Source organism: Butyrivibrio sp. AC2005 (assembly GCF_000424145.1).
In the GTDB taxonomy this organism is placed as follows: Bacteria; Bacillota; Clostridia; order Lachnospirales; family Lachnospiraceae; genus Butyrivibrio.
Genome location: NZ_AUJI01000039.1, coordinates 25,721 through 49,752 on the forward strand (window position 1 = coordinate 25,721; position 24,032 = coordinate 49,752).

Consider the following 24,032-nt stretch of genomic DNA (forward strand, 5'->3'; position numbering starts at 1 on the left):
AAGAAAAAGAATCCTAATTCTTCACCAAAGAATAGTAATCGTGTAAAGAGGATTACGCCTTTGTAACAATGGTAAAAGATGTAAAAAACATCGCCATTGCTATAAAGAGCTTTCTTCGTTACAGGATCTAAGTCACGGGGGAGTCTAGCCACTCCCTAGTAGCTTGATTCTATCACGATAAGAAAATGGATGTCAAAGATATGCGCTGCATTTTTGCTGACTTTAGGGGGCCTTATCCTGGGATTTTTATTTTAAGACTCCTGGCTGAAAGCCACTAAAAAGCAGAAAGCAAAATCGTGAGATTTAAAGGAAAGCCTACCGCCTTAAGGAAGGACCGCCTGGGAGAGGGATACCGGTTTACTATTGTGACCGTCCCGCTCCGGGGATGGCCTTTTTAAAGAGGTAACACGTTATGACAAAGAAAGAGCAGAAGCCTAAGACTTCGGACAAGCCTAAAGCCAAGGGAAAACCTAAGGCTAAGTCAAAATCCGGTTCAAAGGCGAAGCAGAAAAAGGACCTGGATGTTGTTGAGCTTATTAAGGCAATCGCAGCTATCATAACCGGACTGGCTGCACTTATTGCAGCAATCAGTTCCCTTATAAAGTGAAATACATCCTTTTCCAAATACATATGACGAGGAGACAAGATAATGGAAATACTAACTACTGGGGTTGAGATTTTAGTAGGTGCAATGGGACTTGAGCTTTTATTTTACGGAGTAAAAAGTCTTGAGAACATAATAAAGAGAGGAGAGAACAAAGATGGAGAAGATAATTGTTAAGAATTGGATCACCAATTTATTATCACCAGCAATGAAGGAGAACGGTTGTCCTTCAGAAATAAGAACTGAGGAAGATGTTCTGACAAACCTATACTACCTTTCCAAGGAAGACAGTCGCGGATCAAGATATATCCCGCTTCAGTACAAGAGGATGATTGAGAAGATAGTGTTTGGCCTTTTCAATACTTCTTTTGAGTATACTGACAAAGAGGATGTCTACTTTGAGAAGATAGGCGATGTAACAGTGTGTTGTGCCAATGTATATCTCGTATCATTTGCAGAGGATGGTACTAAGAAGGTGCTCGGACATGGTTTCCACTGCCTGTCTTTGAATGAGGTTATGCCCGGTGTCTTCATGGACGAATCTGAGAGGACTTCGAAATGGAAATCCACGGTAATAGGTGGTGCAAAATCCAGAGCGCTCTATGATGCAGGCATCGGTCTTGAATTCTATGGAGATGTATTCACTCCGGAAGAAAACCTGGATGAAAAAGAGCTGCCCAAGGAAGAAAAGAGAGAGGCTGCGCCTTCTTCTGAGAAAACAGAGGAAAAGAAGTATTCCAAATCCGGAATGCCTATCCCAAAGCCAAAGAAAGCAGCAAAGGAAAGCGAGCCTGATAAGAACGAGCTTGCCATGAAGCTTGGAAAGAAGTATTTTTCGATCCACAGATGTGAAACAGGATTTGATTATTCATTTTATGACCTGTCATATCATCTGCTGGATGGCGGAGTGCTTGAAAATCCTGACCTTACGATTAAGGCTGCTTCAGAAGAAATCTTAAAGGATGCAGGGCTTTCTGCTGAGACCATCAAGGGAGTAAGCTTTGAAGACCTTGAGGACAGGGTGCAGAAAGCAGCTGCGATTACTCCGGAGACAGAACTTCCTGTAGTCGAGACAAAACCGGAGGCTGTTAAGGATAAAGAAGAGGACATGTCAATTGAGATTGCAAAGGCGATCAGTGCTGACTGCGGCAATTATCAGGGCATGACTCTTGGAGATATCTATGAAACAGCTCCGAAAAACCTGGTATTTCTTGTAAGGAACTCTAAGGATGAGAATGTAAGGAAAGCCGCTAAGGTTATCGTTTGTTCTGACCCTGAGCTTAAAGAGAAATATGCAGGGTAATACCATTATGTAATTATGTAAATATATAACTATGTGTGACATAAATACATAAAATAGATATATTAGCTAATTTTTATGATATAAGTATTAAGTTAAGGCTCTTTCTGGTACAGGAAGGGCCTTATTTTATGTGGAAGAGGGCAATACTTCACCGATAATACACACTTTTTATGTGAATCTGTGATAGAATGCCACACATAGTATGAAAAAAGGAGAAAAATATTATGAAAAAAAGAATAATATCTATGTGTTTTGCTACATCTATGAGTATCATGCTTATTGCTTGTGGTGATTCTTCAAACAGTACAGTCGAAACAGAAAAGGCCGTTGAGACTCAAGTAGAAGATACAACAGAAGCAGAAGTTCAGGAAGAAAATGTAACAGGGGCAGATACTCAGGATTCAACAGAGGTTGCGGATACTGAAGCAGGAGATGATAAAACTACTGATGAAGAAGTGGCAGTTGATTATTCTGTTTTTACAAGTGCAAGCAGTGCGGATGTTGAGGCATATGCACAGAAAATTGTTGATGCGACAAATGCTAAGGATTGGGACACTATCGGAGATATGATCGACTATCCGATCGGTTCTGAGGAGTCAGGCAATCTTTGCAAGAATAAAGAAGAGTTTGTTTCGTACGCTAATGAAAAGGGATTTGATGAAGAGACACTCGCTAAGCTTCAGTCTTGGACTATTGCTGATCTATGGGCTAATTACCAGGGAGCAAGTATCGGCGATGGTGATATTTGGTTCAGAGATCTTAGTCTTGATAATCCTGAATTCAAGATTGTTTCATATCTTGGACTCTATGAAGCAGAAGCTGATGGTGAAGTTACAGATTAACAATAAAGCAAAAAATCAAGGATCGAATGTGATATTTTTACCTAAATATTCTAGGGACTGTCAATGTGAGTGATTGTCCCTTATTTGTGGTAATGAAATGGCAACTTATTGTGAAGCCTCACACGACTAAAGTCGCGTGCTTCCATACCCCGTTTTCTAGGGCATGAACTATTTGACTATAAATACAGCTTATACAGCGATACTACGTTCCGCAGAACATAATTCTCCATTTAAGCTAATTAGTGTAGCCAAAGTGCAGGTGCTTATCTTCGCACATCCAGGGACTTTTGCCTCGATGCGCTGCCTCTCCCTTGCGGGCAAGGACTTTAAAAGTTCACGCACAAAATAACGTGCCCCTATGTTATAAGTTGCATTCAGGTCACAGTTATAGATCTTCCCATTACTAAATTCACATACACTGTAGCTGTTACAACGCTCAGAATCGTGACCTCTAAGGACCCGACCGCTGCCATCATAGGCAAGAAAGCTTGTTCCCCGGGCATTTATGGTAGATATATGAATACAGTTTGCATGGGCTTTATGCGTCACCATCTGCTGTACGTAGCGGGCTTTCCAGAGTGAAAGCTTCTGCTTATGCGAACCACGTTTCTTTTTGCCAAGGTCAAGGTGCTCAAACACTATACAGTCCACATCATACAACAGTGCATGCTCAATGATGAAATTTGCGGTCTTTACTGCAATATCATCATTTACGCCTCTTGCATAAGCCCAAAGATTCGGTGTGCTGTATGATCCATGGCGCTGGGCTCTCTTGATATGTCCTATCTTATGCTCCAGACAGTCGTATTCTCTGGGGAGATGAAGAAATCTCCTCCCCAAGACCGTGCCATCCGAACGCATGACAGAACAGGTACAGGAGCTATTAATACCAAGATCTACAGCCAGGATCACCTGATCCATAACCTTTGTAGCAACAAGTTTTGTTTCCTGCTCAAATGCAAAATCAAGGAACCACTGTTTGCCGCGCTTTTGAAGTGTTGGAGCACATTCCTTCATACTGCTGCAGTGACGTCTGATATAATCAACATCGCTTTTTTTGAGTTAGACATCTATCCAGTCCCAGGTATTGTTGCGGAACACTTTTATCTGAGAAGTGTAATCATCTGTCCTTATAAACATGTTTCCACGATAAAGAGCAGGATATACGTAGCCAGCTTTTGGATAAGACGGTTTTTCTCCGCGAGTCCTTGTATCAGCATTCTCCCAGTTATCAACACTACTCATAAATGAAGATGCTTTTCCAAAGGCCTCAGCTATTGCACCGCGCCTTAAGTAGCATGGAAATTTATAAAACTTTCTTGAAAAGTCATACTTAACAATAGGGCGTTTATCTGATCTTACAGACAGGGATTCTGCCATGTTTACAGCTTTTATCTGAGTAATTCCTGAAAATGCATCCCATTCAGACAAAATGAGAGACAGATAGAAATCCACAGCTCTGCGGTAGAGCAGGACTGACTGCTTAAAAATGTTATTATAGTTTTTTATTTTTACCGAGTACGTGGAGATGAGTTTCATCAGCGTTCCTTTTGGGATCTTATATATTCTTCGACCTTTGCAAGACTTCTGTCACTCACAGTGACAATACAATAAGAAGGATTCCATAAATGACCACCCCATAATGAATCCTTAAGCTTCGGATAATACTGGAAAAGCCATCTTGCAGTATTACCCTTTATGATTTTTATCATGTCAGATGGATAAAACTGTGGCTTGCAGTCTACCAGTATATGGACATGGTCAGGCATTACTTCCATTGCAATTATCCTGAAATCATAATCAAATGCAATCTGCTTAAGATATATTTTTAGGCGGTTGTCGATGCCATCTACAAGAACTTTTTTTCTGTATTTGGTACACCATACTATGTGATATTGTATGGAATAGACATATCCTCTACCATATGTTAAGTTGCTATCCGCAATAATTTAAAATAGTTTTGTCCATATATAAATTATACCATGTACAGAACATATGTTCAATCAAAGGGGCGGCTAACTCACGACTGAAGTCACGAGAATGCGCCGCCCGATTTTTTCAATCAGATGACTATCAGAAGCATAAACTGTCTACTTAAAGTCTATAATTGTCTGCTTAAAGTCTATGACTGTCATCTTTAAGTCCATATCTGTCAACATAGGTATATTTCTGGCTATTTAGATTCCATCCGATCTGAAAAATCTGTCATAAAAAAGTTCTTGCTTTTTGAACCTTTTGAACCGGTTTATACCGTATGTTGACAATTTGATATGCGATGTAATATATTTAATACAAATGAACGAAATATATTACATTTGTACGAAATATAATACAGGAGGTGAGTATATATGAAATCATCAACCGGACTGATAAGTAAACCCCTTTCACTCCAGGCTGCAGTGGGCTACAAGAACATGCTCTGGGGATTATCATTTATCCTGATGGCAGTATCCTACTCAATTGAGAATGAGCCTTTCAGAGTAGTTATTGCTGCATTTGCCGTGATAATGTCAGTTCTTGTTTTGGGTACTAACTTTATAAAAAAAGAAGCAACAGATGAGATGTATACAAGGCATATAGGAAGAGCCGGTGATCTTACACTGAATTTCATACTGCTTCTTCTTATTACGATAGGTGTTTTTGGCTCTTCTGTTCAGAAGGTTCTTTCTGTAGAACAGATCCTGTACATTGTTGCGGGGATTGGCGGCATTCTCTATGGATTGCTTTTTAACATTTTTGAGAAAGTGGACGAATAAGAGGAACGATATTTATGCTGGAGACCAAGATACATGAATTGAGACGAGAAAAAAAGATGAGTCAGAATGATCTTGCTGAATTGGTGGGTGTGAGAAGAGGAACCATCACAAGTCTTGAAAATGGAAAGTATAATCCATCACTAAAACTTGCAATGAAAATTGCGAAGGTATTTGATAAGCAGGTAGAAGAAGTATTCTTTTTTGATGATCTGATGGAAGAGGATGATAATTAAAAAAGGCTGTATGTGATAATAAAGATTCATTTTTGGATACATTAGATGAATAAATAATTTGATTTTGGAGGACAAGCATGGGACTGGGAAAAGACTTTTTAGTGGATGTTATCATTATTGGCTGTATCGTAGGAGTAATAATAAGTGGCTTTAAGCGGTTTAGTGCTATAGATATAAAGAAAGCGAACAAGGAAAAGATGCATATGATGTTGTTCTCTATAAGTATTATATGCCTAGAGATAGCTAAAATGATGGCACGTCATTACGGTATCAGCATTGTAGGAACTATATGTAGCGCACTTAGTAAGCCTTTTACTGGTAAAGAAATTATTTTTGTAATAGTTACAGCTTGTGTGTTACTGTTCATTGATTGGTGTATTAAACGAATCAAGAAAAAGAAAAGCTTATAAATAAAAAGGAATACAAGACACCTTTATAGGAAAAATAGCAATCATTACATATTATATGTAGAGTTCTTAAGGAGGATTAGCTATGAAGTACATAGGCATAGACTGTAAAAATACCGGCGAACTGTTTGTCCAGGAATTTGGTACAAAGAAAGAGGCAATAAGTGTTGCAAAAAAGGCATGGAATGCTCTGGCAGAATTTCAAAAGAGCATACGTGACAATTTTTACGTGATTGAATCTATTGATCCGGATGAGGAATCCAAAAGACACCTCGACGGGGATTTGATTATTGCATTTAAGATAAACGGTGCTGAGACATGATGATGAAGCTTTGATACCAGACGCTGCAGGTTTTTCTAATAGCGTCTGGTATTTTTATGTCGCATTTTTTTGTTTGACTTTGTTGGTTTTTGCTTTGCTACTAATGACCATATTGGTCAAGGATATATTTTTGTCTATTTCTGGATAAGTATTCTATAATGTACCCATTTTTTCGCATCAGTAGTGAAAGGAGCTGAGTATGAAGAACAAATTTCAGAGTGCATATCCTTTTCCGTTAAATCTGTACAGGGAGCTCTGCCTTGAAATGGGACTCCCAATGCCTGATACCATGTCAGAGGATGAAAAAAAGCCTAATGTGCATAGTGGATTACATTAAATATGCTGAATTCATGAGCATCCTTATAGAACGTCTTCAGCTCGGTCTGCAAATTAGCGTAAATACGCAAAGTAAATAATGTAATAATGATATATTCGCAAATGCAAAAAAAGTTTAGCGATGATTCGATTTTATGAAAAAAATTTTTTTTAAATCATTTTATACGGAGAGTTAATAACTAACACGAAAATAAGCTCACACTGTGTTATTTAATTGTTTTATGTGAGAAAAACGTGATTGACAGCAGCAGCTAACGAGTAATAAAATGTCAGACGGTGCGCCAAAAACTGATTAAGTTAAATCAGACATTGACAACCAAATAACAATCTACTTAATCTGAGAAATTTGAGGTGAAGTAGGGGAGGGAGGAGAAAAAGAAGGATAGATATTTAAAAGGTAGGGAGAAAAGACATAGGGGTTCAGTTTTTAATATGATATTCTAAGGCTTTTTCTGCCTACGGTTACTCGGTAAACATGTTGTTATGAAGAAAATGGAGTTAGTATGTGTAAGAAGGGAAGAAAAAGTAGATTTTTTCTTTTGTCACTAGCGCTAATGATTCTTGTTTCTATGCTGAGTTTCGCAGGAATAAGTTCTAGCGCTAAAACAACCAAAAAAGTTACGGTTGGGCAAACACTTACTCTTAAGGCTGGTGGACTTAAGGGGAAGGTCAAGTGGACTAGTAGCAATAAGAAGATTGCAAAAGTAAGCAAAAAAGGTGTAGTAACTGGGCGTAAAGTTGGTACAGCTACTATTACAGCAAAAGCTGGAAAGAAAACAAAATCTTTTAAAGTAAAAGTTGAGGCAGGACTCGCTATCGAGAATAACAATATTGAGATGGAGCCCGGCCAGGAACAGACTATAAAGCTGAAAGGTACCAAGACTACTAAAGTAACAAGTAGTGCACCTGAAGTAGCTACAGTAACAAAAAAGGGTAAGATAACAGCAGTTTCTGCTGGTGAAGCAACAATTACTTTTACAGGAAAGGACAAGAAAAAGTATAAATGCTTGGTAACTGTAAAAGAGAACAAGGATTCTGACAAGAAGCAGGAAGATCAAAAGCAGGAAGATCAAAAGCAGGAAGATCAGCAGCAGGATAATCAGCAGCAGGATAATCAGCAGCAGGATAATCAACAGCAGCAGAATCAGCAGCAGGATAATCAACAGCAGCAGAATCAACAGCAGGGAAATCAGCAGCAGAATCAACAGCAGGGAAATCAGCTGCAGGGAGGAACAAAAGAGTATACGGTTACATTCGTTACTAACGGAGGAACAAATGTAGCTTCTCAGAAAGTGCCTGCAGGCGGAAAAGTATCAATTCCTGCGGCTCCCACTAAAGAAGGATATACGTTTGACGGATGGCATATAGATAATGCTTGTCAGAACAGGTTTGATTTTTCTACGCCAATTAATTCTGACATAAAACTGTATGCTAAGTGGGTGAATATTGTTTCAAGATCATCCTATACAAGAGGCGAGTGGGTTGCAATCATTGCTGATATGGCAGGAATGAACCTTAACACAGATCCCAATGAGATTAATTACTATTATGGTGATACTGCAGGTACAGAATATGCTATTGCGATAGAGACTGCCCAGAGATATGGTGTGCTTCCTAGCGCTGATATGGAAAACGAGGAGGATGTTGCTTTATTCCATCCTTCAGAGCCCGCAACTAGAGAATTTGCAGCATATGTTATAGTCAAGATCTTAGGTTATGAGGAAAATCTTCCGAGTTCAGCACCCTGTGCGGACTGGGATGATGTTCAGTATAAGCCTCAGACTTATGTTGCAATAGAAGAAGGAATACTTAATACAAAAAATGGTGCAAATGGAAAGATATTTGCTCCTAAGACAGCAGCCAATGAGACAGACCTCAAAGCGATAAAGGATAGTTATGCTAAGGCAGATGCAGCAACTAGGGTAGAAAATGCACAGATGGGAGATAGATCTGAATATACAGCAAGTGTTGTCAGAGAGGATTTTGAAAATGTTACTTCCTATCGTGTTGAGGAAACAGCAGGTGGATACACAGTTTATATTCCTAAGAGCACCGGCAGCCTATCTGCAAATATACAGGAAGGCAAGGTAGCGCTCATGCCTGAAAATAGTGAGCATCCTGCTGGATTTGCACTGCTTGTTAACAGTGTAAGTACTACTGATTCTGATTATGTTCTTACTGGAACAGCACCTGAGGTAGAGGATGTATTCACAACAATTGACTATAGTGGATATGCAACAGCTGTAGTAGGAGATATTCAGCCTGCTGAAGGCGTAACAATGACAGTCGAGCAAAATGATGGAGCACTTAACAGCTGGCTTGATGGGCATATAAATAAAACAGCAACTACTTCATTAGGCTCTGTTATACATAGTTCATTTGACTATGATCTTGGAGATAATACCAAGGCCAAGGTTGATATTGATGTCAGCATACCAGAAATCATGGCAAAGATTGACATGAATGTAAGACAGAGAAAAGTCAACGAGTTTATGCTTCAGATTACAGAGGAGCTTAAGTTTGACGGTACAATTACCAACAATGGAGTTGGTTCTGTATATCAGCTTGCTACAGGAAACAATGATTACAAGGGTGGTCAGTTCGAACTTGGAAGAGTTCCTTTTGCTATCGGAACAACAGGACTTACCGTAGACATTGTATTGTCATGTAACGTAAGCGCTCAGGGTGAGATACATGTTGGCTACACATTCGACATGCTGGAAGGTTACCATTATGTCAATGGCAGAGGAAGACAGATAAAGGACTTTAAGAAGGATCTTACAACACTTGAAATAAAGGCAAGTCTGGAAGCTGGAGTAGGCCTTGGAGCTGAGCTTCGTGCATTTGAGCTTATTTATATCGTAGGTTACAACTGTGAAGGTGGTATGGGACTTAACGCTTCATTCACCGCACATGAGCGAGCTTCCGATACCCTATATTGCGGTGAAGTAATAACATATTTCTATTTCAAGCATGGTCTTGATTCAGATTCTGCAGTTGGAAAGGTACTGGATTGGCTGGATGTTGAAACATCATTTGAGCCACTTAAAAACGATGATGATAATCCTTACAGGCAAAAGCTCCACGTGGAGAACGGCGTTATCGTTGATGAATGTACGTTTGGAATGGGCGTACTTGAAGGTTATGTGCAGGATGCCTCAACACAGGCAAAGCTTAAGGATGCAAAGATTGAACTTTATAAGGATAATTTGCTGATAAGAAGCAAAATGTCTGATGCTAACGGTAAGTACAGCTTTAATGATCTTGCATCTGGCAACTACAAAATTGTCACAAGGGTTACAGGATATCTCAAGTTTGAATCGACAGTAACTATTGAGCAGGGGTCCACAAAGTTTATGGAAGTTGCCATGATGATAGACAGAAATTCTACAGGTGGCGATTCTGATGGCTGGGGAACATTGACTGGAAACATCCTCAATTCAACAAATGCTATGGCAATCAATGGTGTTCAGTACGAGATAAGAAGCGGCGGAAATAATACTACTGGAGAAGTACTTTATTCTGGTACATTTGACAGGTCTGATTTCAGTATGTCATTACCGGCTGGATACTATACTATTGCATTTAGTAAGGATGGCTTTATTGGAACATCAAAGAACTTCTCTATGGTTAACAGAAAGAATACTGTAGTAAGAGTATCTATGTATCCTACAAATGCTGTTTCCGGAATAGATGGCGCATCAATGGCTATTACACTCCATTGGGGAGCGACTCCTTCTGACCTGGATTCACATCTGTTCGGACCTTGTGTGGATAATTATTCAAATAGGTTCCATACCTGGTACAGTAGTAAAAACTACAACTATAATAATACCCGGATTGCAGATTTGGATGTTGATGATACATCTAGTTATGGTCCTGAAACAACCACTGTTCGCCAGATGAATAATAGGGGAGTTTACAGCTTCTATATCCATAACTATTCAAACAGGGGATCAACAAACAATAATGCATTAGGACTTTCTGGAGCATATGTTGACCTGAAAATCATGAAAGATGGCGAAGTCGTTTATACTGATACATTCTATGTTCCCACAGAGTATGAAGGAACAGTATGGCATGTATTTGATTATGATGCTACAACAGGTATGGTAAATCCTGTTAATACCATGAGCTATTATGAGAAGCCTGATGGATCATTTGTTCTTCAATCAGATGGTGATGACTATGTTCAGTCTGATCTTGCTGAAATTGGAAAGAGCATCGAGAATGAGAAGGATAGTGATGGTACAGAGGAAAATGCTGATGAAGCAGAAGTTACTGGCGATGATGTAACTGAGCCCGACCAGACTGAAACTGTTGAACCTGAAGTTGAGGAATCACAGAATGACGAAAATGTAGTTCCAGCTGATGGAAATTCTGACGACAAGAATAATGAAAACGAAGACACTTCTGAGAAATCAGATGAAGAACAGACTACTGAAGAATCAAATGATGATCAGACTACTGGGGAATCAAATGCTGAACAGGCTACTGAGGAATCAAATGCTGGACAGACTACTGAGGAATCAAATGCCGGACAGACTACTGAGGAATCAAATGATGACCAATCTTCTAATGATACAAATTCAGGAGAGCAGTCTGAAGAACCTTCAACAGAACAAACAGAGGCTGGGGATAGTTCTGAATCCATAACAGAAGGATCAGAAAACGTTACTGCTGAAGACGGTAATTAAATCCAAGCGCTTATACTAAAAGTATGATTGTTTTATAGGGGAATGCTATTGGGCATTCCCCTTATTAAAGAGTGATAGTTGAATGAATATATTTTGCGATTTCAAAAAGAGAATAACGATAGTTTTTTTAGGGTTAATATTCCTGATGGCTGTCTACAGTTTCATTTCGTTAAATGTGAATGCAGAAGAACTGCACATGGATAGTGAGATTGGATGGGTTGATTACAGGGTAGTACCTGTTAACACACAGATGGATACACTGTCTCCGACGAGAAAAATGATGCGGGGGGCTCGGGCCACAGATACAGGATATTATTATTCACTGTTAAATGATGAAGAAAAGCAGATATATAATGCGGTAATGAAAGCATCTGATAGTATTCTTAAATATGGCCAGATTGCTTCATCGAGAGATTATGTAATTGTATTCGAAAATAGAGATTCTTCTAACATTCCAAACGAGACCCTAAACCGAGTGAGGTGGGCATTAATATATGACCATATGGACAGGGTAGAGCTATCATTAAGTGAAATATGTTATACCTATTCAATTAATACATACGACGATGGGGAGTCAGATTACAAAATATACTGTTATATGAGGGCGACAGGAAACTACGATTTTGAATCCCTTAATGCGCAGGTAAAAAATGCAAGGAATGCATTTATTCAAAGATTACGGCTTGATAATCAAAAGCCATACAGCGAATTGGCAATACATGATGCACTTATGGAAAATATTACATATGATAAAGTATGTGCATTGAGAACCGATAGAAATGCACCATATGATATTGGACACAGCATCTATGGGGCTTTATGTCTCAATGAGTGTGTATGTGATGGTTATGCTCAGGCATTCGCATATATTCTTGATGGTATTGGAATAGATTGCAAGGTTGTTGTAGGAAGTGGTAACAGGGATGGTGTTTATGTCGGACATGCATGGAATATTGCAAGCCTAGATGGAGAGTGGTACGAGGTTGATGTAACCTGGGATGACCAGTCAGAAGATGATAAACATATTTTCTTTAATCAGACAACCACCAATTTTGAAAGCCCGATAAAAGGTGTAAGTCATGTTCGGAAGTATATAGGTACTGATATGCCGATGGCAAATGGTACATTATATACATACGATTATCTGTGTACGGATAGGAATGAGGAACCTAATGTAAACTCAGACCAAAATGAGGAACCCAATGAAAACACAGATCAAAATGAGGATTCCAATGTAAACTCAGACCAAAACGAGGAACCCAATGTAAACTCGGACCAAAACGAGGAACCCAATGTAAATACAGACCAAAATGAGGAACCCAATGCAAATACAGATCAAAATGAGGGTCAAATTGAAGAAAGTGAAGGGAGTAATGAGACAACCCGCGAAGATAATGGATATAATCCTACATCATCAGAACCTTCAGCTTCAATAGATGCAGGTAATGAGAGAGAAGACTTAAATATTGGTAGCATAATAATATCAGGTGATGGACGTTATATGCTTAGTGGAAAAAACGAAGTCACATATATTTCTCCCATAAATAAGAAAGTAAAGAACGTTAAGATAAAAAAACGTATTAATTATAAAGACAAAATATATTGTGTTAATGCTATAGGTGATAATGCTTTTAATGGATGCAAGTCTCTTAAGAATGTAAGTATCCCTCTTGGAGTTACAAAGATCGGGAAAAGATGCTTTTATAACTGTAAGAACCTTAATAAGATCAGCATAAGGGCGAACAACGTTAAATCAGTAGGGAGCGGAAGTTTCAAGGGAATCAAAGAAAACGCGAAGATCACGGTTATCTGTAAGGGTAAGAAGATGTATGATAAGGTGGTTAAAAAGCTTAGGAAAGCAGGGGCCAAGAAAGCAAAATATAAATTTAAAAAGGGGTGAAAACGCACGCGCGTGAGAGACTCTTTGAAATAATATAGCCATATATTCGCGTCAGTAGTGAAAGGAGCCGAGTATGAAGAATAAACTTCAGAGTGCATATCCTTTTCCGTTAAATTTTTACAGGGAATTATGTCTTGAAATGGGACTTCCTATGCCTGATACAATGTCGGCGGATGAAGAAAAAGGTCTTATGTGTATCGTGGATTATATAAAATATGACGAATTCATGAGCATCCTTATAGAACGTCTTCAACTCGGACGGACATTTAAAAATATAGGCAAGGACAGAGGATATACAAACATGAAGGCTTCAAGTATACTCAGGCAAGATCTAAAGAGGCTTATTGAAAGCTACTATATAGGACTTATCTTCGGATATGAAAAGTTTGTCATGAATTCTTCCGTTGAGGATCTTCATTTAACAAGCAGATCTCTGCGAGCTCTTATACGTAATGACATAAATACCCTGGATGACATACGGAAGTTTGGACGTGCAAACCTCAAAAACCTCAGATATTTGGGAGAAGCGTCCTATAACGAGATAATCTTTAAAACATGGTTTTTGTGGGATTCCGAAAATCAGCTGAAGCTCAGCCAGAGGCATAAGGACAACATCAGGGCTTCTTTATCTGAAAAGGGCTGGAAAACGAAGGAAATAAGTGAACTTATCACTTATATAGAAGATAACTGATCGAAAAATAACTGGTGTTCATAAGATATGCAGAGGTGTATGGTTACAATCATACATCTCTTTTTATGTTTTAAGTTTGTATATATCCATTTCAAACTTGATTGTTTATTGTAGGCAATCAGTATCCTTTTTCTGTATAATTTGAAAATGAGATTTAATTAGCATACTGATTTGGGAATGGTAGATATGGTATATAGGAAAAAGAATTATTTTTTGGGGCAGCTTTCAGATATCGAGTTTGTTGTGGTGCTTACCAGATATCAAGATAAGTGGGTATTTTGTTTTCACAAACGCAGAGAAAGTTTCGAAAACCCTGGAGGTCATGTGGAACCGGGCGAAACCCCGATGCAGGCAGCAAAGCGAGAATTATATGAGGAGACAGGGATTACTGACTGCGAAATAATACCTTTATGGGATTATGAGCAGCCTTGGGATGATGGAATCCACAAAAACAATGGTCGGTTTTTCCTGGCAATAGCACACTCTCTTGGAGAACTTCCGGAAAGTGAGATGGAGAGAATAGAACTGTTCGAAGATGTTCCTGAGAATTTCACTTATGACAGGGAGGATGCAATTAAAGATTTTGAGATGGCCAAAAACATGCTAAAGGCATGGGATAGGCTATAGTTTGAGGAAAGAATAACTGAGGATTACATCATGGAAGAAAGGTATGACATGAAAGAAAAATATGGAGGATTGAGATACTTAAGATCTCTAAATCTTTTGCCACTAGGCATGTTCTTTTTGATGTATTTTCAAAGTGAAACCATTCTGCATAGAGCACCACTGGTTTTGGTAGTTGTTCTTGGTATCATTAATGCGCTTATATCAAAGAATATGAAAGAATACTTGTTATCATCACTGATGCTTTTTTTATCTTGTATCCTGGGGATGATTATTTTTGCATATTATTACTATTATCGTATTCAGATGGCAGATGAAGTTCCGATAATTGCAGCGTTTGTGGTTATGGTATATGCAATCGTTGTGCTTAACGCATTTGCTGTTGGCTCGGTTGTAGTTGTCATACGTGATAGAGTACAGCGCGTAAAAAGACAAGAAGAGACAGGAAAGGATGCAAAATGAACGATAGATTTTTGAATAAACTACAGGAAGTTTTAGATGATACTCTTCATGATCTTACAGAAAAGACAGATGATCAGGTAAAGGCCTTTTTTGATAATTATGGAGTTCACTATGATGAGTATTATGCTTATTTTCTTAAGCATCATGGAAATGACTATGTTAAAGATGATTACTGGTTCATATGCAAGGATGATGATGGAAATATGGAGCAATACATGGTGGACATGTTATTCGGATTGCAGGACTGCTTGGGGAACATTTTTGACGAGATAAAAGACTGGGCAGATGTCGTAATGGATGATGTTATTCCTATTGCTGATCTGCCTGGTGGGGATCTGGCATGCATGAATAAACAAGATGGGTCAATATGGTTCTGGTTTCATGACAGGGATGAAGACAATTTTGTGATGGTTGCGGAGTCTTTTGAAGAATTTATCAATGGATTTGAAAAAGAAGAGAACGAGAAAACTATTGATTTATCTACTGTAAAAATTGAATTGGATGATGATTTGGTGGAGAGTATCAAAGAATTTCAAAAACGTACAAGGAATGAATAACATTCCAGTCTACAATTAGTGTTTTCTGTAAGCTTTCAGAGAGAAAATTTCATATCAAAAAATTTAAACGGGGAGGAAATGACAATGATAGGTTTTTTAACAACAGGAGTACTTGTCTCCATTGAAGGGAAATTGACTTCAGAACTTGGTGATTACATTAAGGGTAAAGCATCTGACAAGGCAAAGGATTATATCAGCGAGGGAAGAGGTTATATTGAGCATAAGGCAGCTATCGATAAAGCCATAAATGATGCTATTAAAGGAATATCTGAAGATAATAATTACAAGGCAGAGTTAATAAAGCTAATTTCAAAGGAAGATATAGATATATCTTGCACTGATGAACAATTGAAAGAAAGATATGAAGAGTTTTGTAAAAATAATGGTTATGCGGATCTTATAGATGATGCTGAGAGTTTTAGTAGATATAAGATATTTGTATATAAATGTTCTGAGGTGATTTTGAAAGACGTTAGTAAGGGAGAAAGGGCTCTTTTCAAAAAACTGGAGAGATATGCACAAAGAACATATGAAAAGATAATTGACCTTGAAAAGAAAGAATTTAATTTTCCTGATGATATGAAGAAACGCTTGGAAGAAACGCGGGATAAAGAACTCGAAATATTATCCATATTAAAAAATAAAGAATTACAGGCTATTATTCCCGAAAATCAGGAGGTCTTTATATCAAGGTTTGAAGACAAGCATTTATTTTTGGATAATGTTTTTGACTTTACTGGTAATATCGAAAAAACTAATTATGATTTGCTGGATGAGAAAGGTTATGTTATATCTTTTTGTTTGAAAAATTCAGGAAATGCTGTTCTTTCTGATATAGAAATATCTAATTTTACTGCATATTTCTGCTATTCTTCGGAGGAACCAGAACAATATTTTTATTTAAAAACAATATGCAAATATAAGGAAAAAAATATTAAGAAGAATATACATGTTGTTTCTTTGGATGAGAAAAAGATAAACATTGCCTTTTCAGAAATGGAAGAATATGCTGATGAAGTCAGTCCATATTCGACAGATAATATCTTGATTACTTTTAATCTGAACATTCATGGAGATAATGATGATAAAACAGTTAAACTTCCTGTTACAATGGTTATCAGTCAAAGGATAGGTGAATATGTGAATAATGGTGACACAAGCATATGGGACGTTGATCTTGTGCAGTATGCTAAGTTCTAATCGCATGAGACTATCAAAAATTATCTGTAAATATGGAACTTCTATGATAATTTAGATTTATGAGGGAGCAATCAGACTGGTTGCTTCCTTTTTTAGAATATGCATTTCTGTATCTAGTAAGTCAATAATTTTTACTGTTATCGAAAACTTGAATTTAAAGCTCTGGCAAGGTGTGACCACAAAAAGCAGAACAAAGTGATTTAGCTATTTTTTTAATTTTATTTTTAGGGCGGTTTTATCATGTTTTTACAGGAAGGAGAGATAATTATCATAGGTCTGTTTGTGCTTGGTAGGAAGGAATTCTGCCATTATGGTTCTTTGAATGTAATTAGGAGGGTTCCAAATGAAGAAAGCATTCAATATATGTATTGCAATAGTAGATATAGCATTGCTAGTAGTAATTCTTACTTCTGCCTTTGCAAAGAAAGAAGACAGAGATGATTACCAAAGCTCGAGGATAGCAAATGAAGAATACTCCGAAGAGGCTGCCAATGATTATTACTCAGAAAGTAATGATATAGATAAAAATGATTATAGGAATGATGTTTTTAGTGAAAGCACAGGGAAGAATGCTGTTACCGAAGATTGGCTTTTAGGGGATAATCAGGGAACTGATAATCAGGCAATTGGGGAGCAGGGCAATGACAATTCCCATTATGATTCATCAGATTCCTACAACCCCGCGGATTGGGAAGAGAGTATACAACCCAAGATGACAATGAAGGATTTTGATTGGTTTAATGCGGGAATCCTTGTAAACGGAATTCCTGAAGAGGCCGAAAAATTTGATGATTTTGAAAGGTTAAAAGGCAAGTGGAGGGTATATATCCATAACGATCCCCAAAATGAGTCGGGCGAAGAGGCTGATTTTTTGTTATACGTTGATATTTCAGGAAATCCTGACAATGTAGTATGTACTTTTGAGTGGTACTGGGCGCACTATTACAATAATCCGGAAGTATCTTTGGGTGAAGCGGATAACAGCTATTTATATGGAACGTATGCCAACAATGTGCTCCATGCTGATGGTGCGGTGGAGATGGACCTTAAATATTTTGTTGCTTATGATGGGTATGATCATATATTGGGGACGATGGAAGACAAAAATGGAACCCAGGCAATCATAGCGATGATAAAGCCATGAAAGGAGCTGTTATGGGAAAATTTTGTGTGAACTGCGGCACTAGGTTAGAGGATGGTGCAAAGTTCTGTCCTAATTGCGGAAAAGGTGTTGGAAAAAAGTCTGCATCAAAAAGAGTTTCAGTAGAATCTAAAACCGAATTATCATCAGACCAAAAAACACCTCATAAATCTTCTACTAAAGTCAAGAAAAGTAGGATTAACATTCTGCTTGTTGTTGTAATGGTTATAGAGTTTCTGGTTGCAGGCTATAAGTTTCCAGGATTTCTCGTTAAGGATAAGTCGAAAAAAAATCTGTATGAACGGCTGTCAGATCTTGCACAAGGGAATTTAGATATGGATTCTTTTGGGAAAGAGGATGATGTTTCTGTGTCAGAGATTAACAATGACGGAGTTGTACTTTCTGCGGATGAGATTCCGCTGAAATATAGCCAAGAGCAGATTGAAAAAGCCGAGATTATGACGGCGGATGTTACTCCTGATAGTGAAGGTGTAACCATGGGAGATATTCGAGTAGATATCCCATCCTGGGAACTTGAGTCAGAGGGAGATCAGATAGAGGTTAAGAATTTGCCTGTGCTTTCTCAGGGAGATGAGGGGTGGTCAATTCATGCCTATGATTTTTCTCTAGCTTCCGGAACTCATGAGTTTGACAGTGATATCACTATCTCTATTCCCCGTGAGGGTGATGCCAAAAGTCTGTCTGGATGTGTCTGGTATAACGAGGAGACTGGGACCTGGGAGGATATTTATAGCGAAATTAGTGAGGACGGAAAATACTATACAATATATACGGATCATTTTAGTCTGTTTGGCGAGAAAAAATACCGCTTTGATGAAAAGCGTCTGGATTTGGTAATTGATGATGGCAGGAGGATTGATTTAGACCACGGAGTATTTATAGAGACACAGCACAGTAATAAATCCCGGATGTTACAACCGGTTAGGATCGATTATGAGCGTTTCTGGAATATGTATCAACTCAAGACTATTGAGGATGTTAAAGACATAGGGAACAGTATTAAATTGCTTATAGAGAAGCCGAAAGAGATTGAAGCTCTTACGTATACGCCCACTATGGATACAGCTGCTGATTTGTTTGATTATGCCGATGCAACGGACGGTATATTTTGGATAGGAAAAGGTATTTCTGAGGGATTAATAGCTCCCGCATCGGAGGAAAAAATAAGCCTACGGGAAATTTTTGGACACTGTATGACTATAGCTGATGTTGTGTTTACCAGTCAAAAGGTTAAATCTGAGGCTTTAAGTAACACAACAACGCCTTATGCAGAAGCTTTGTTTCAAGCAATTTTAGATCATGATCTTGATGTTTTTAACACAGCTTCAGGAGTTGCATTAAATTTTGCACCGGAAGTACTAAACCCATTAGCGGGCGCGATAGGTGTTGCGATATTTGCATATTGTCAGGGCTATGAGACTTTTATTTCAGATGGAGTGGATGAATGGTATAAACAGTATTATCCCGATGAAGGAGAAGTCTATAGGCGTTTTTATGAGGATGCAGGGGTACGTCTGTATTTTGATACGGAAGATATGAGGGAGAAAGCACAAGCGGATTACCATTATGCTCTTATGGATAAGCCTTCCTCCATGGATGATAAGAAATATGAAGAGTTCAGTAAATTTATTAATGAACGCGGTGGACTTCGAACAGACAACTACAAGGGATTTGCACCTGCATTTTCCAAGCTTGTCGAATTATATATAGATGAACCAGAGTATTTGGAGACCATCTTTGACGAATTATTCCGTTCGGTAGCAGGGGCTTTCTGGAAGCTGCCTGAAAAGCAGACAGCGGGAGCTGCAGGACAGGGACCAAGACATGAATTCATGAAGAAGTATAAATATTTGGGAAATGATCCATTTAATATGCCACGGGCAGAACAAATAAAGCTGTCAGATGCCTATGTTATGAAACAGAAGGTAGATTCAATTCCTATTCTGGAAAATGTGGCTACAACTTATCAGAGAAAAGCATGCGAATCAGTTATCCAAAAAATGGAGAAGGAATTATTGCCTGCTTTGAATAGGACACTTGTCTTTCATGTGACGGATGGCTCATTGAGTAGTGGGCAGACCTTCGCTGATTCTGTCTACTGTGTGGATTGGACGACTATCAACTCCAACCGCAAGTACCGATCGCTTCCGGATGGTGAGAATGTATTTGGTAGTGACTTTAAGACACCAATTCGTTTTAAAGGAGTAGATAAGCCGTTATTCCTGCCATTAGATATAGATGGGACTGAAAATTCAGAGAAAAATTATTATCCCTATGATCCCGGATTTCTTCCTCGGGCTAATAAAAAAAGTGATATTGTTTTTAAATGTACATACTATCACTACCTGATGATGGGAGCTCCACAAAAAATGGTCTTTACGGATCTTAAAACTGGGGAAGAGACAGAGGCAGATATTGTGATTCCGGATATTGACCTGAAGGATGGCTCATATACCATAGATATAAACATCATGGTTAAAGGAGCTGAACCAGAGAAGGAGGGATCGGAGAAGTTTAAAAAAGTTGAATACAAGCTCAGGGCGGTTGGGATGACAGACATAGGAGTATTGATTCCGATTGAGTACCGTCCACAAAATGTTACGGTTAATTTGGGAGAAGATGGATCGATTAAAATCGATGCACCCAAGGTTGAATATTTGGAAGAGTTGCCGGATAAAATGGGTGGTAAAGTGCATTATAAATATGAGAGAGGGGGGTTCCATGCCCAAGGGACAGTGGAATATCATGTATTCAAGGATGGTTATGAAATCTATCATGGTAACTTGGCACCAGGGGTTTCTTATACTTCCGGACGTACTACTACCGGAGTTACTCCTGCAGCTTATACAGATTCCGGTGTGGATATACCGTATGAAGAATTTTATGGAAGTACACTTAATCAAAGTAGGGGTGATTCCGAATTTGATCTCAAAATCGATACAAATACCAGAATTGTATGGCTTGTACTAAGCTTCAAGGGAAGCGTTACTGAGTGGCATTCCACAAATGGGGAACCTTTTAACGATGATGATTACCATATGGAAGCAACATTTTCCACTACAGGGTATAGGTACTGAATGGAAAAGGCAGGGCTATAGTGATGCTGAAATTGTTTACCTTTGAGATATAACCATGGAATGTGACGGTGAATTTACCAAACAGTTCCCATACTTTAAGGTTATGCTTGGGGAAACCATTGCAGATGGGGAATTAACCTGCCGATTTATATTTGAAAAAAGCTGTAAAAATAAAAGGGCTGCATATCAAATTTGGTGGCAGCTCTTTTTTCTTGGCATTTAAACTGTAGTCTTTCCAGTCTTTTTATTTTTCTCTGCAACTTAGAACCAGTACGTGAATTCATAATATTGATAGAAGAAATCGTTTCGATCATTCTCAGGATGCGATCTGTGGAGAAAAGTAATGGGAGAGCCGAAAATAGTCTGCCAGTAATTTTAAATACAAAATCCTAATGAAGGGAGAATTATCTGAAGTCTGGAAACTTTGCTTTCTTTAAAAGAATCATTTTATATAGGCAGCAATTTTTCTCCAGTCTTCTTCGACCTTCTCGTAACCGCCTTTTCGATTCACAGTAGAACCAAAGTAACCAGGGTGACTAACTACAAACGTATCTATCAAGTTTCCGTCCATTTGAAGCTGAATATGATTTTCAGACCTATCAAGCGCTCGATTAAGACTGCTTTTGATGCCACTATAAATATGCTTTATTGCACTATTTCTAGGATCTGCAAGGTCCACAAGTCCTTCAATAACACTTATTCCAACATCCTGACCTAAAAGAATCATTACTTTGGGCTGCAATAATTGAAGAAGTACTTTAAGATAAGCAACATCATGTGCGAATAACGCACTCAATACACCCCCGGTTAAATCTGGAATAGATCTATAGCCTAAACAGAGATTTGTAAAAAATAGATTGTCATTAGGCTTATCAGCACGCAGGTCCTGTCCACATTCATCAGATAGCGCATTAAACAGTTTTATAAGATTGTTATCGGTCTCATTTTTATTTTTGTATATCTCCTCAATATATTTCCTAGAAATATCAAACTTATCTGAATCATCACTATCAATACAAGCTGTTGCGAGCTTGTTTAACTCCGACTCTGCACCATAGCCCCCATAGTCCTTACCTACGACCAATATTTTAGCAGTATCAAGATTACCCTTACCTTGCCAATAGGACCAAAGATTGATTTCATTTTTAAGTCCTGGACACCATAACATATCAAACGTCTTTTCACCCACTTTAATGTTCTTCCTCATGGGATTTTCGCTCTTATAAAAGCTTTCCGCATCAGCTATTATTTTTTTATAGCATTTTTCCTTATCCAACTATCTCTCTCCATTAAAAAGATTTGAATTATTACTTTATTAACAATGTATCATATTGCCAGCTTCCATTTTCCGCTAGTCCGTGGATCATAGTAAAGCCTTATCATTCGTTTCATGCCAACCGCAAGTATCATGCACTCAAAATGCAGTGTGGATGCAGCAACAACAAATATGCCATCATTTGTAGTCTGGGATTCAGGATGTACTACCTGTCTGTATCCTTTGATATTGTATGTTTCGTATTCTCCGTCTTCATTCTGGAATCGCAGTCGCATGGGGATGACGCTGCCGTCTGACTTGTGTTCGCATATAACATCAACTTTTTCAATAATCTTGCTCATTAAAAACCTCTTACAATAAATCGAACATATATTCTGATTTCTATATAATACTCCTTTTTATTACTTGTTGCAATTGAACACTTTATTAAGAATTGCACCATGACTATAAGGACAGCTAAAAATCTTGATTGAAATATAACATACTGAGAAAAATATGATTTTATGGTTATTTAATAAGCAGCTATATGTCCCTGCTGTATAATTTATATGCAAGAATATTGATATAAAGGGATATTCTACCCTTCGATAGCTAGGGACACGATAAGCAGATGAAGGTGCATATGGAGGAATGGAATGTCATGGTATGCAACTAAAAAAGCTTCAAAGCTTCCTATGATGGATAAAAGCAGGATACTTGTGTTTGACGTTGAGACCACAGGACTATCCGATGTTTTAGATGAGATACTCCAGATTACCATCTTGGATGGTTATGGAACCGAGCTATTTTCTTCATATATTAAACCTGAAAGGCATAGAATATGGCCAGAAGCGGAAATTATAAATGGTATAAAGTGGGAAATGGTAAAGGATGCCCCATCCTTTGAATCTGTGAAAAAACAGATTCAGGGTCTATTTAACAATGCAGATCTGATTGTTGGTTACAACGTGGGCTTTGATATCTCGTTTGTAGAGGCTGCAGGTATAATTGTTGGAGGAAAGCGCTTTGATGTGATGACGGCTTTTGCAAGTTACAGGGCAGGCATAGACCATTCATTTTACAGAAAATGCAAATTGATAGAATGTGCCGAATACTTTGGATATTGTTTTAATGCACATGATTCTAATGAAGATGCCAGGGCTACCCTTTATTGTTTTGATGCATTAATCGCGGACGAAAGATTTACAACGTATAAGAAACGAGATAAAGAGCAGGTACAAACAGAGATTACTGAAAAAAAGAAAACAAAAGTCACCTTCGAGGTCGGAGGAAGATTATTCAGTTCATTATTTGTGAGCCTTGTGATGGCGATATTCGGAATAATAGCGTTAATGGTATTAAGTGGAATAATACCTAAGAGTATAAGTGATCTGGAGGCATTGTGTGCTTTTTGTAAGAACAATCTTCTGAAAAATATTAAGATACCCGTAGCTATACTTATTTTTGCTGCCGGAACTATAGGAAGTATTATACGGATATTCAGAATGATAATCAGATTGCCCAGAAGAATAATAGTTCAGGTTCAAAGATTGTTTTTTAGATAATAGAATCGTTCTTCTGTATAAGAGATTATAAAAATACGA

The 24,032-nt window shown here is 38.1% G+C and carries 24 protein-coding genes and 1 pseudogene; 20 read left to right on the forward strand and 5 right to left on the reverse strand.

Translation table 11 applies throughout. The features are described 5' to 3' along the window. The first annotated feature begins 412 nt into the window (after positions 1-412). The 4 genes from G602_RS0112005 (at position 413) to G602_RS26390 (ending at position 2,749) form a co-directional block, all read left to right on the forward strand. A complete protein-coding gene (locus tag G602_RS0112005) occupies positions 413-607 on the forward strand; it encodes a hypothetical protein (protein WP_026659224.1) in 195 nt (64 codons plus the stop codon). Between the two features lie 42 nt (positions 608-649). Continuing rightward, entirely contained in the window at positions 650-781 is a 132-nt protein-coding gene (locus G602_RS31740; protein WP_256374976.1) for a hypothetical protein, read from the forward strand. Continuing rightward, positions 762-1,907 carry an LPD16 domain-containing protein gene (locus G602_RS30965; protein ID WP_026659225.1) on the forward strand — a complete coding sequence of 382 codons (1,146 nt, stop codon included), beginning with the start codon at positions 762-764 and terminating at the stop codon, positions 1,905-1,907. The genes G602_RS31740 and G602_RS30965 overlap by 20 nt, the downstream gene beginning before the upstream one ends. 224 nt (positions 1,908-2,131) lie before the next feature. After that, entirely contained in the window at positions 2,132-2,749 is a 618-nt protein-coding gene (locus G602_RS26390) for a hypothetical protein (protein ID WP_044931970.1), read from the forward strand. Positions 2,750-2,938: 189 nt separating this feature from the next. On the opposite strand, the gene G602_RS31455 is transcribed toward G602_RS26390, so the two are convergent. The 3 genes and pseudogenes from G602_RS31455 to tnpA all read right to left on the reverse strand — a co-directional run bounded on the left by G602_RS31455 (position 2,939) and on the right by tnpA (position 4,717). Next, entirely contained in the window at positions 2,939-3,766 is an 828-nt protein-coding gene (locus tag G602_RS31455; protein WP_242835593.1) for a hypothetical protein, read from the reverse strand. Positions 3,767-3,811: 45 nt separating this feature from the next. Beyond that, positions 3,812-4,288, reverse strand: coding sequence for a hypothetical protein (locus G602_RS31460; protein WP_242835595.1), 477 nt, complete (start codon positions 4,286-4,288; stop codon positions 3,812-3,814). After that, positions 4,288-4,717 (reverse strand): annotated as a pseudogene (gene tnpA, locus G602_RS0112030) (IS200/IS605 family transposase). Before tnpA ends, G602_RS31460 begins: the two are co-directional and overlap by 1 nt. 380 nt (positions 4,718-5,097) lie before the next feature. On the opposite strand from tnpA, the gene G602_RS0112035 reads away from it, so the two are divergent. The 15 genes from G602_RS0112035 (at position 5,098) to G602_RS30435 (ending at position 21,396) form a co-directional block, all read left to right on the forward strand. Further along, a complete protein-coding gene (locus G602_RS0112035) occupies positions 5,098-5,505 on the forward strand; it encodes a hypothetical protein (RefSeq protein WP_026659228.1) in 408 nt (135 codons plus the stop codon). Positions 5,506-5,519: 14 nt separating this feature from the next. Further along, the gene (locus G602_RS0112040; RefSeq protein ID WP_044931973.1) at positions 5,520-5,738 is read left to right on the forward strand and encodes a helix-turn-helix transcriptional regulator; all 219 of its coding nucleotides are present in this window, start codon (positions 5,520-5,522) and stop codon (positions 5,736-5,738) included. Between the two features lie 77 nt (positions 5,739-5,815). Continuing rightward, on the forward strand, positions 5,816-6,148 hold the full coding sequence (locus tag G602_RS0112045; RefSeq protein WP_026659230.1) for a hypothetical protein: 333 nt from the start codon (positions 5,816-5,818) through the stop codon (positions 6,146-6,148). A gap of 82 nt (positions 6,149-6,230) precedes the next feature. Then, complete coding sequence (locus G602_RS0112050) at positions 6,231-6,467, forward strand: hypothetical protein (protein WP_026659231.1); 237 nt, start codon at positions 6,231-6,233, stop codon at positions 6,465-6,467. A gap of 199 nt (positions 6,468-6,666) precedes the next feature. Then, a complete protein-coding gene (locus tag G602_RS30430; protein ID WP_155829846.1) occupies positions 6,667-6,804 on the forward strand; it encodes a hypothetical protein in 138 nt (45 codons plus the stop codon). A 502-nt stretch (positions 6,805-7,306) separates the two neighbouring features. Then, a complete protein-coding gene (locus tag G602_RS0112060; protein WP_026659232.1) occupies positions 7,307-11,500 on the forward strand; it encodes an InlB B-repeat-containing protein in 4,194 nt (1,397 codons plus the stop codon). Between the two features lie 82 nt (positions 11,501-11,582). After that, the gene (locus G602_RS0112065; protein ID WP_026659233.1) at positions 11,583-13,400 is read left to right on the forward strand and encodes a leucine-rich repeat domain-containing protein; all 1,818 of its coding nucleotides are present in this window, start codon (positions 11,583-11,585) and stop codon (positions 13,398-13,400) included. 73 nt (positions 13,401-13,473) lie between these two features. Further along, positions 13,474-14,091 (forward strand): DNA-directed RNA polymerase subunit alpha C-terminal domain-containing protein, encoded by a 618-nt coding sequence (locus tag G602_RS0112070; RefSeq protein WP_026659234.1) that lies wholly within the window; start codon positions 13,474-13,476, stop codon positions 14,089-14,091. Between the two features lie 186 nt (positions 14,092-14,277). Beyond that, positions 14,278-14,718 carry an NUDIX domain-containing protein gene (locus tag G602_RS26400; protein ID WP_044931982.1) on the forward strand — a complete coding sequence of 147 codons (441 nt, stop codon included), beginning with the start codon at positions 14,278-14,280 and terminating at the stop codon, positions 14,716-14,718. A 30-nt stretch (positions 14,719-14,748) separates the two neighbouring features. Further along, a complete protein-coding gene (locus G602_RS0112080; RefSeq protein ID WP_242835597.1) occupies positions 14,749-15,177 on the forward strand; it encodes a hypothetical protein in 429 nt (142 codons plus the stop codon). Next, the gene (locus G602_RS0112085; protein WP_026659237.1) at positions 15,174-15,734 is read left to right on the forward strand and encodes an SMI1/KNR4 family protein; all 561 of its coding nucleotides are present in this window, start codon (positions 15,174-15,176) and stop codon (positions 15,732-15,734) included. The genes G602_RS0112080 and G602_RS0112085 overlap by 4 nt, the downstream gene beginning before the upstream one ends. 84 nt (positions 15,735-15,818) lie before the next feature. Next, positions 15,819-16,934, forward strand: coding sequence for a hypothetical protein (locus G602_RS0112090; RefSeq protein WP_026659238.1), 1,116 nt, complete (start codon positions 15,819-15,821; stop codon positions 16,932-16,934). Positions 16,935-17,277: 343 nt separating this feature from the next. After that, complete coding sequence (locus G602_RS0112095) at positions 17,278-18,078, forward strand: hypothetical protein (RefSeq protein WP_026659239.1); 801 nt, start codon at positions 17,278-17,280, stop codon at positions 18,076-18,078. Positions 18,079-18,089: 11 nt separating this feature from the next. Beyond that, the gene (locus tag G602_RS0112100) at positions 18,090-21,173 is read left to right on the forward strand and encodes a zinc ribbon domain-containing protein (protein ID WP_196808660.1); all 3,084 of its coding nucleotides are present in this window, start codon (positions 18,090-18,092) and stop codon (positions 21,171-21,173) included. A gap of 55 nt (positions 21,174-21,228) precedes the next feature. Further along, positions 21,229-21,396 carry a hypothetical protein gene (locus G602_RS30435; RefSeq protein ID WP_155829848.1) on the forward strand — a complete coding sequence of 56 codons (168 nt, stop codon included), beginning with the start codon at positions 21,229-21,231 and terminating at the stop codon, positions 21,394-21,396. Between the two features lie 219 nt (positions 21,397-21,615). Here G602_RS30435 and G602_RS0112110 read toward each other — a convergent pair whose 3' ends face one another. Together G602_RS0112110 and G602_RS0112115 are read right to left on the reverse strand one after the other, a co-directional pair. Continuing rightward, complete coding sequence (locus G602_RS0112110; RefSeq protein ID WP_026659241.1) at positions 21,616-22,449, reverse strand: hypothetical protein; 834 nt, start codon at positions 22,447-22,449, stop codon at positions 21,616-21,618. 50 nt (positions 22,450-22,499) lie between these two features. Then, positions 22,500-22,790, reverse strand: coding sequence for a hypothetical protein (locus G602_RS0112115; RefSeq protein ID WP_026659242.1), 291 nt, complete (start codon positions 22,788-22,790; stop codon positions 22,500-22,502). A gap of 294 nt (positions 22,791-23,084) precedes the next feature. Here G602_RS0112115 and G602_RS28955 point away from each other — a divergent pair, with 294 nt between their 5' ends. Then, positions 23,085-23,993 carry a 3'-5' exonuclease gene (locus G602_RS28955; RefSeq protein ID WP_049945203.1) on the forward strand — a complete coding sequence of 303 codons (909 nt, stop codon included), beginning with the start codon at positions 23,085-23,087 and terminating at the stop codon, positions 23,991-23,993. Positions 23,994-24,032: the final 39 nt, after the last annotated feature.